Genomic DNA, 8,802 nt, shown 5'->3' with positions numbered 1-8,802 from the left:
GCACTCATGATGGGGTTCCCCAGCCTTAAAATTATCCATGGGAAAGGGGACGGTATTTTGCGTAAATTTATCCGAGCGTATTTGCAGAAGTATGGCGAAGTTACCCGCATGGAAGATGAGCATCAAGATCGTGGCGGAGAAGGGATTACATACGCTTATTTGGATTGATTGATTTATGGAAATATTACCCGAAAACAATGATTTGGTGGCCATTGGTGTTTCCCTTTTGGCGGGCAGCTTGGTGGGGCTCGAACGCGAGTATAAAAATAAGTCAGCCGGATTCCGTACCATCGTACTGATTGGCCTTGGCGCAACCGCATTTACCATAGTTTCCCGGTTTGGGGTGGGCAGCGATGACCGGATTGCGGCAAATATCATTACGGGTATCGGTTTTATAGGCGCCGGGGTCATATTCAAAGATAAGTTTTCGGTGATGGGCCTTACCACTGCCGCCGTAATCTGGGTAGTGGCAGGCATTGGGATGGCGGCAGGAATGGGGTATTATAGCCTCGCGCTTTCTCTTTCCGTAGTGACGGTTATCGTCCTCTCGGTATTCAATAAAGTGGAGAGTGCGATGGAGCGGCTATTTCTTACACGTACCATTTCGGTGGGGTTTGGTGATATGGATACGGGCAATCTGGAAAAGCTGAAAGGGGTGATGGATGAACACCACATCAAGTATACCCGTAAATCGGTGGCGAAACGCGACGGCAAGTTGTCGGTGGTTTTTGAGTTGTTGGCCGACCGTAAGTACCTGCAGCGATTCAATAATGCGATGATGGAACTCCCATATGTCGAAGAGTTTTATTACAATTCATAAAAAAACCGTTTCGCCATAGGCGAAACGGTTTGCTTTGCATTTCGAGTCATTTGACCGCTAGAAATTGTAGGTCAATGCTGCATTCCAAGTGGTGCCTAAACCGTAGTAATAGCCGAACCCGTCTCTACGACCGAAATATTCCTTATTGAATACGTTGAATACGTTACCTCGGAATTTCAGCCGCTGTGCACTGAACCGGAAGGTGTATGACACGCCGGCATCCACTACGCCGAAGCCATCGAGCTTTTCAGCCGCATAAACTTCGCCATCGAGAGCGGCACCGACCACATCTTCGGGATCCACCTGTCCGTAAAGGTTATCGTAAAAGTTGAAGTCCACGTCGACCGATAAATCAGGGAGGATATGATACTTTGTGCCTAAACCAAGTGACGCTTGCGGGGCATTACCCACTTTCACGCCCGATAAATCCAAATCACCTGTGCCAATAATCTCAGAATTTACTTCTTCGCGGAAGCGGAACGGTGTCTCTCCATCATATTGCCAATCGCCTACCGATGCATATCCACGGAGCATCCAATCAGGGGTGATGTGTGATTGGAAGTCGAGCTCAAGCCCTTTGTGCAATTGGGTAATACCAGTAAGCAGGTAATCACCTTCGGTATTAACATCACCAAACCTACCGCCGAATAGCAGGAAGCGGTTTGCCCAAGACGTGTAATAACCGTTCAAGTTAACGGTGAAGTTGGACGTTGTGAATCGATAACCGGCTTCAAGGCCAAGGATTTCCTCATTGTCGACCACAGGATCGGTGAAATCTACCGTATTCTGGATGAAGACGTTGTCGAGGAATGGCTGTCGGGAATAGAAGCCGGCATTTCCGAAGACCGTGTGGTTTTCTTCGAAATTGAACGAAAGGCCAGCTTTTGCGTTGTATCCCAATTTGTTCTCCACGGGCGACTCCGCCTGGCCGCCGGCATAGTTCCAACGGTCGAACTTCTGGTACGATTGGTTAGAAACCGCACCCTGTACGAAGGCCGAGATGATGCCATTGCTAAATTCCGCTTGCCCGAATATGCCCTGATAATTGATTTGTTCGGAGTTATCATACCCTACGCGGTATTCTTCACCGGCAGGGTTGAATAGGGCTGTCCATGGATTGGCTTTAAACGTTTTGGTTACCAGATAATCGTCTCCGCCGCGGTTTTCGTTCGGTGCGTTCCACGCTTCCAGCCCCAGTTTATCCACCAATTGCTGGAAGTGGTCGCCGCGATAAAAACGGATGTCTGCCCCTACGTTGAACGTGAAGTAACGTTGGGTGTCGAAATTGTAGTTCGTTACCAAACCATACCAGGCATGGTTGTTGGCAGAAGCGCGCAGCATCGAACCGGTACGGCCGGTGCCGATACCGTCGGTGATGGTTTGGTTGTAATCAACCACACCCTGCCAGTTGATGAAACCATTGGACAGGTAGCCGCCACCGAATTCTTCGCCAAGAAAGCTCAAGCCGTTGCCAAGCGGTCCGACACCGCCACCACGGCCCAAAGAAGCGTAGAGCACGGTAGACAATGATGATTTCTCATTGATGTTAAAGTCCCAGTTGAAATTGGCCACCGGCTTATGGTAATAGTTCTTGCGGATAGCCAGCCCCTCACCGTTCAGGTAACCATAGTTGGAATTGCCCTTGATGCCAGTAATGTCATAGCCGGGTGTATGGATGGTGCCGTTGTCATTGTAGCGTGTTTCCAGTGCTTTCGAATAATTCTGATCGTGCCATTGCGGCGCACCGAATACCATGAGGTTGAGATTATGGCGTTCGTTGGGTTTGTAGCCCACGGAGAAAAAATAGCTCTGGCCTTCACCCGCTGTGCCTCTAGCATATTTGCCATCGCCGCGCCAGTAATCGAGCATCAACGAAAAGGCCCATTTATCGCGGAGCCCCGTATTATAGGCTACCGTACCCTTTGCATAACCGTAGTTGCCGGTTAGGAAGCGCACCGAACCGCCCTCTTGCATATCGGTCGCCTTGGTAACGATGTTAATCGTGCCGCCCACCGACGAGATGGCCAATTTGGACGAACCCAAGCCACGTTGCACCTGCACTGCGTTGGCAATATCGGCAATGGAGCTCCAGTTCGACCAATACATGTTGCCATCTTCCATACCATTGATGGGTTGGCCGTTCAACAGATAAGCCGTGTTCGACTGATCGAAGCCGCGAAGGAAGTTCTGGCTGTCGCCAAATCCCCCAGCTTGGTTAGTGATGAATACCGAAGGGATGTTCTTCATGATCTCCGGGAATTCCACGTTACCTACACCTCTTTCCAATATTTCCGTACGGGAAACGGTAGATACGGCGATGGGTGTTTTCCGGTCTTCGGCGATATCGATGATTCCACGACCAACGACTACAACCTCGTCCAGCGATTGCGAGTCGGACGTTGTGAGGATAATGGTGCCGAGATCCGTCTGCGTTGAAAACGGAATCGTCTTACTGGCAAAACCAAGAATCCGGACAATGACTTCGCCGGCCTCAAGCTCGGTCGACATACTAAAATTGCCTTCGACATCAGTGGCTGTGGCACTGGATGTGCCTTTGATCAACACGGTGGCTCCCGCTACGGGCCCCTCGCGGTCGGTCACTTTTCCAGTAAGCACGCGCTGTGCCCAGGAATAGTTGCTAAACAGCAGTAGCATAGCAACAAGTGCGAAACATTTGGTAATTTTTGCGCTCATACGTACAAGAATTGATATTAAAGTGGAATGTGAAAAAAATAATAACGTTCTTCCCCTCAAAAAAGGGCTGCGAGTGGTGTGCCGTGAAAAATAATGCATTCATGGGGCGAATGGTAATTTTACGTTGCAAAGGTAACTTTTTGTAAATGAAGTTAATGTTAACAAATGATGATCTGACCTGTTTTTTATCAACATGTGCGTCATCATGTTGATTTCTCTGCCGTGAAATTCAATGCCATTTGCAGGTGACGGCAAGGATGCCTAAGTTTGGCGGATGAAACCTGCCATTTTTGTCGGTTGCTCGCTTCTGCTTTTGGGGTGTAGCCTTAAACGGAAGGACCCTCAACCCGAACAGCGAAACTATCGGATTACCGAAAATTTTGAAGGGGCCCGGAAAGATGCTTATGCGAAAGCCCATCAGCGGCTGCGCACCGGCTTATGGGAGTTTGACGATGCCCTAATCTGGGGTGGGGCAAACCAAGCCGATGCGAAAGTGGGTGAGCGTGCCGTACGTATTCGCAATACAGGCAGCGTTAGTACGGCCTTTACCATTGCCAATCTGAATATGGTTTACCTGAAGCACGGGCTCTTCGGTAGTGATACCTCGGCTACATGGCGGCTGTATATCGCGCCAAATGGACAGGAATTCGAGCCGTTGGGCAAAGAGATGACTACGGCATCGCATACATTGAAATTGGATTCTTTTGCCATTGCTGACACGGGAAAAGTAAGGCTTCGGATTGTTAAAACGGGTGGTGGAAGGTTGAATCTAGACGACATCCTGTTTAAGGGCTTCGGTGACTCGGGCATCGTTCTAGGTGATCCGGATGGATGGCCCCGTGGGACAGATCCCGAGCCCTATCCACCGCGCGGCGTGGAGCGCGGCGATGATGCACCGGCATCGTCGGGCGATAATAGCAACTTGCTATTCGGCAACCCCTCCAATGCAACGCATGAGATCATGGACTACGCGAATCATCTCATCGACCACCATTACTTTGCATTGTCTTATAATCGCGACAGGGGTACACCGAATTGGGTGAGTTGGCACTTGGATGCGACTAACATTACCGAAGTCGTTAGCCGACAGGATAACTTCGCCGCATATATTGGTCTTCCTGAAAGCTGGTATGCTGTGTTGTACGGCAGTTATACCGCTTCGGGCTTCGACCGCGGGCACAACTGCCCTTCGGCCGACCGTACCAGTTCATATGCGGCCAATGCAGCTACCTTTTTGATGACGAATATGATTCCGCAGGCGCCGGCGAACAACGGAGGGCCTTGGGCCGATTTGGAGAACCATATCCGTGAGCAGGTACGGAACGGACATGAGGCATATGTTATCATGGGATCTTACGGTCGCGGCGGGAAGGGCAGCAATGGTGAAGCTTCGACGCTAGCCGGAGGTAAGGTAACGGTACCGGCGCGGATCTGGAAAGCCGCCCTGTTTCTACGCAGCGGCGACGACGACCTCGCTCGCGTAACCACACAAACAAAGGTTATTGCTGTAGACATGCCTAATACGAACGATGTGGCGGATGATTGGAATGCATACCGGGTAAGCGTCGACGAGATCGAACAGCGGACGGGGTACGACCTCTTTACCAACCTTTCCGAAGAGATCCAGTTTACCCTTGAAGAAGCCATCGTCGTTGGCTTCTAGCTCTTTTGGCTGCTGTTCAAAAAAAACCGCCTTCCATGTGGGCGAAAGGCAGTTTTGAAGATCAGTTTAGTGTTTATACAGTGGGCCCCTGAGGTTTCCCAGTCTCGACGACAGTACGGATTTTACTATGGCGCTTGCCGTATAGGAAATAAATGACAACGCCAATAAGCATCCAGATCGCTAACCGTTCCCAACTCTCGATGGGGAGGGAAGCCATCATTGCGATGCAAACCACAATGCCGAGTATCGGCACCAAGGGCACCAACGGCGTACGGAAAGGGCGTGGCGTATCGGCATTCGTTTTGCGAAGTACCACCACGCCGATACAAACCAGCGTAAAGGCAAATAAAGTGCCGATACTTACCATATGCCCAAGGTCTGCAACAGGTACGAAGCCAGCAAAGATGCTCACAAAAATCATGAATACCAAGTTGGTTTTCCACGGTGTCTGCCTTTTGGATAAATCGGAGAAGAACTTGGGCAGCAGTCCGTCTTTACTCATGGTATAAAAGACCCGACTTTGACCCAGTAACATGACCAGCATCACCGAAGTATATCCGGTAAGGATGGCGACGATTAATGCGGTGTTTAGGAAAGTATACCCGGTTTTGGCAAATGCCGTTGCCACGGGTTTGGCATCACCGGCAAACAATTGGTAGTTTTCTAAACCGGTCATCACAAATGAGAACAGCACATACAGCAGCGTACACACGATCAATGATCCGATGATACCTATAGGCATCCCTTTCTGGGGGTTCTTGGCTTCCTGCGCAGCCGTACTCACTGCGTCGAAGCCGATGAAAGCGAAAAACACTACACCGGCACCCCGCATAATACCACTGATGCCGAATTGGCCGAAATAGTCACTTTTAAAAAAATCAAAGAAGCCAAGCTGGCCCGACTTGAGCATCTGCTCCCCCTCATTTGCCGGGATAAAGGGCACATGGTTGGCCGGGTTGATAAAACTCCAGCCCAGTGCAATGAAGATCAATACAACGGATACCTTAACCACCACGAGAATGTTATTGACCAAAGATGACTCATGCGTGCCCCGCATCAGTAACAACGATAGGAGACAGACGATAGCAATAGCGGGTATATTTACAATGCCACCTTCCCACGGGCCGTGAAGGAAATCGTGGGGAATGTGTATACCGAATTCGAGCAGGAATTGTTCAAAGTATTGCGACCAACTCGATGCCACCGTTGCTGCACCAAGTGCGTACTCAAGCACCAAATCCCAGCCGATGACCCAAGCGACAAATTCACCCATTGTAGCATATGAATAAGTATACGCACTTCCGGCTACTGGAATCATGGCAGCAAACTCGGCATAACATAATCCAGCAAATGCACAGCCTGTTGCGGCGATAATAAACGAAATCGTTACGGCAGGCCCCGCATTCTCAGCAGCTGCGATACCCGTGAGCGAGAAAAGACCGGCACCAATAATTGCACCGACACCTAGAGCCACCAATCCACTACTCGTTAATGTTCGTTTCAATGTGCCTTCGCCACTCTCTGCAGCTTCCGCGATTAAGGCCGGAATCGATTTTTTAAATAACATGGTCTTTTCAATTTTATTTAGGCCCATTCATGTGTGGGCATGCCAAACCTACAAATTTTATGATTAAATCATATATTTTCATTCGAAATAGTTTTGTTTTTTCCATGGCCCATGGAACCGGCAATTTCAGCGCCCTTTTTATCCGGCGCTGACACGGTAGGTTTTATACATCGCGGTTTGTAACTGCTAATAAGTGAAAATCCCCAGTACCATGTTAGTACCAGGGATGCTGTTGTGATTTGGTATATCAATGACTTTACAGATAGGTTATTTGTCAAGTCGTTCGATGACGTGGGCGTCTACTTCGGATGCCGCTACTTGTTCCGATGGAACCGCTGTCTCATTTTTTGCTTGGTGGTCGTTGTGTCCGCCCAAAATGGGGGCAATGACCAACCCAACCAGGCATGTTAATTTGATAAGGATGTTCATAGATGGTCCGGAAGTGTCCTTAAAGGGATCGCCAACTGTGTCGCCGGTCACAGCAGCCTTATGGGCATCTGAGCCTTTGTAGGTCATCTCACCGTTGATTTCCACGCCGGCTTCGAACGACTTTTTTGCATTATCCCACGCACCGCCCGCGTTGTTTTGGAAAATAGCCCAAAGTACACCGGAAACAGCAACGCCGGCCATATAGGCACCCAATGCTTCGGCGCCCATCACGAAACCAACGACAATTGGAGTGATGATGGTGATGGCCCCTGGGAGCATCATTTCGCGGAGTGCTGCTTTCGTAGAGATGTCTACGCATTTGCCATACTCGGGTTTTCCCGTCCCTTCCATAATTCCTGGAATCTCCCGAAACTGGCGGCGTACTTCATTCACCATATCCATCGCAGCTTTTCCGACGGATTGCATAGCCAGCGCCGAAAAAACAACCGGAATCATTCCGCCGATAAACAGTGCGGCCAACACATCTGCTTTGAAAATGTTAATGCCGTCTATCCCAGTAAACGTCACATAGGCCGCGAACAGTGCCAGAGCGGTTAACGCCGCAGAAGCGATCGCAAACCCTTTTCCTACCGCTGCGGTTGTATTACCTACGGAGTCAAGAATATCGGTACGTTGGCGAACTTCCTTGGGCAACTCGCTCATCTCCGCAATACCACCGGCGTTATCGGCGATTGGTCCGAATGCATCGATAGCCAGTTGCATGGCGGTAGTAGCCATCATGGCCGATGCTGCGATAGCGACTCCATAAAAACCCGCCAATTCATATGAACCCCAAATAGCCAATGCGAAAAGCAGTACCGAAGAAAATGTCGATTTCATACCGGTTGCCAATCCGGCGATGATATTGGTGGCCGCGCCGGTAGAGGAATTCCTGACGATATTTAATACCGGCTTTTTACCTAGTCCGGTATAAAATTCGGTGAAAGACGAAATCAATCCACCTACTGCCAAACCTACGATAGTCGCGTAAAATACGTTCATTCTGGAGACGTCTTTAACCCCTTCGCCGAAAAATTTCATGTTGATCGTCTCGGGCAGCATGAACCGAATCAGGAAGAAACAAGCGATAACTGTCAGTACAATCGCCGCCCAGTTTCCACGGTTCAGTGCCCCTTGAACTTGGTTTTCTTTTGCATCGTTTGACGATACCTTGACGAAAAGCGTTCCAACGATTGAAGCGATAATGCCGACACCGGCAATCACCATTGGCAGTAGGATCGGACCGTAACCATTGAATGCGTCAGTGTACGCCGAACCCGATACTTCGGCCATGTCTTTGATGATGTAGTTGCCAAGTACCATTGAGGCCAGTACGGTGGCTACATATGAACCAAATAGGTCGGCACCCATTCCGGCTACGTCTCCTACGTTATCACCTACGTTATCGGCAATGGTGGCAGGATTCCGCGGATCGTCTTCCGGGATTCCCGCTTCAACCTTACCCACGAGGTCAGCACCCACGTCGGCAGCTTTGGTATAGATGCCCCCACCTACGCGCGCGAAAAGCGCAATGGACTCGGCTCCCAGAGAGAATCCAGCCAGTGATTCAAGCACCACGGTCATCTCGCGATAGAGATTGTTAGGGTTATCTGTAATGAATAGGTTAAG

The 8,802-nt window shown here is 49.9% G+C and carries 6 protein-coding genes; 3 read left to right on the top strand and 3 right to left on the bottom strand.

The window, feature by feature from the left end:
- Together ACO1NT_RS00940 and ACO1NT_RS00935 are read left to right on the top strand one after the other, a co-directional pair.
- A partial coding sequence (locus ACO1NT_RS00940) for a Smr/MutS family protein (protein ID WP_449046456.1) occupies positions 1 to 168 on the top strand: 168 nt, incomplete at its 5' end.
- 7 nt (positions 169 to 175) lie between these two features.
- On the top strand, positions 176 to 820 hold the full coding sequence (locus ACO1NT_RS00935) for an MgtC/SapB family protein (RefSeq protein ID WP_449046455.1): 645 nt from the start codon (positions 176 to 178) through the stop codon (positions 818 to 820).
- A 57-nt stretch (positions 821 to 877) separates the two neighbouring features.
- Here the strand turns inward: ACO1NT_RS00935 and ACO1NT_RS00930 are convergent, their stop codons facing one another.
- A complete protein-coding gene (locus ACO1NT_RS00930; RefSeq protein WP_449046454.1) occupies positions 878 to 3,514 on the bottom strand; it encodes a TonB-dependent receptor in 2,637 nt (878 codons plus the stop codon).
- 274 nt (positions 3,515 to 3,788) lie between these two features.
- Here ACO1NT_RS00930 and ACO1NT_RS00925 point away from each other — a divergent pair, with 274 nt between their 5' ends.
- Positions 3,789 to 5,177 (top strand): DNA/RNA non-specific endonuclease, encoded by a 1,389-nt coding sequence (locus ACO1NT_RS00925; protein WP_449046452.1) that lies wholly within the window; start codon positions 3,789 to 3,791, stop codon positions 5,175 to 5,177.
- A gap of 73 nt (positions 5,178 to 5,250) precedes the next feature.
- Here ACO1NT_RS00925 and ACO1NT_RS00920 read toward each other — a convergent pair whose 3' ends face one another.
- The gene (locus tag ACO1NT_RS00920) at positions 5,251 to 6,744 is read right to left on the bottom strand and encodes an amino acid permease (protein WP_449046451.1); all 1,494 of its coding nucleotides are present in this window, start codon (positions 6,742 to 6,744) and stop codon (positions 5,251 to 5,253) included.
- A 267-nt stretch (positions 6,745 to 7,011) separates the two neighbouring features.
- Positions 7,012 to 8,802: V-type H(+)-translocating pyrophosphatase (locus ACO1NT_RS00915; RefSeq protein WP_449046450.1), on the bottom strand; the 1,791-nt coding region annotated here is incomplete at its 5' end.

It is taken from the genome of Parapedobacter sp. (assembly GCF_053550995.1).
The sequence above is the reverse complement of the archived record's forward strand: the minus strand, read 5'-3'. Positions and strand labels throughout refer to the sequence as shown.

Coding starts and splice junctions, on each gene's coding strand:
- ACO1NT_RS00925 (WP_449046452.1), top strand. CDS start 3,789: ATGAAACCTGCCATTTTTGTCGGTTGCTCGCTTCTGCTTTTGGGGTGT.
- ACO1NT_RS00920 (WP_449046451.1), bottom strand. CDS start 6,744: ATGTTATTTAAAAAATCGATTCCGGCCTTAATCGCGGAAGCTGCAGAG.
- ACO1NT_RS00930 (WP_449046454.1), bottom strand. CDS start 3,514: ATGAGCGCAAAAATTACCAAATGTTTCGCACTTGTTGCTATGCTACTG.
- ACO1NT_RS00935 (WP_449046455.1), top strand. CDS start 176: ATGGAAATATTACCCGAAAACAATGATTTGGTGGCCATTGGTGTTTCC.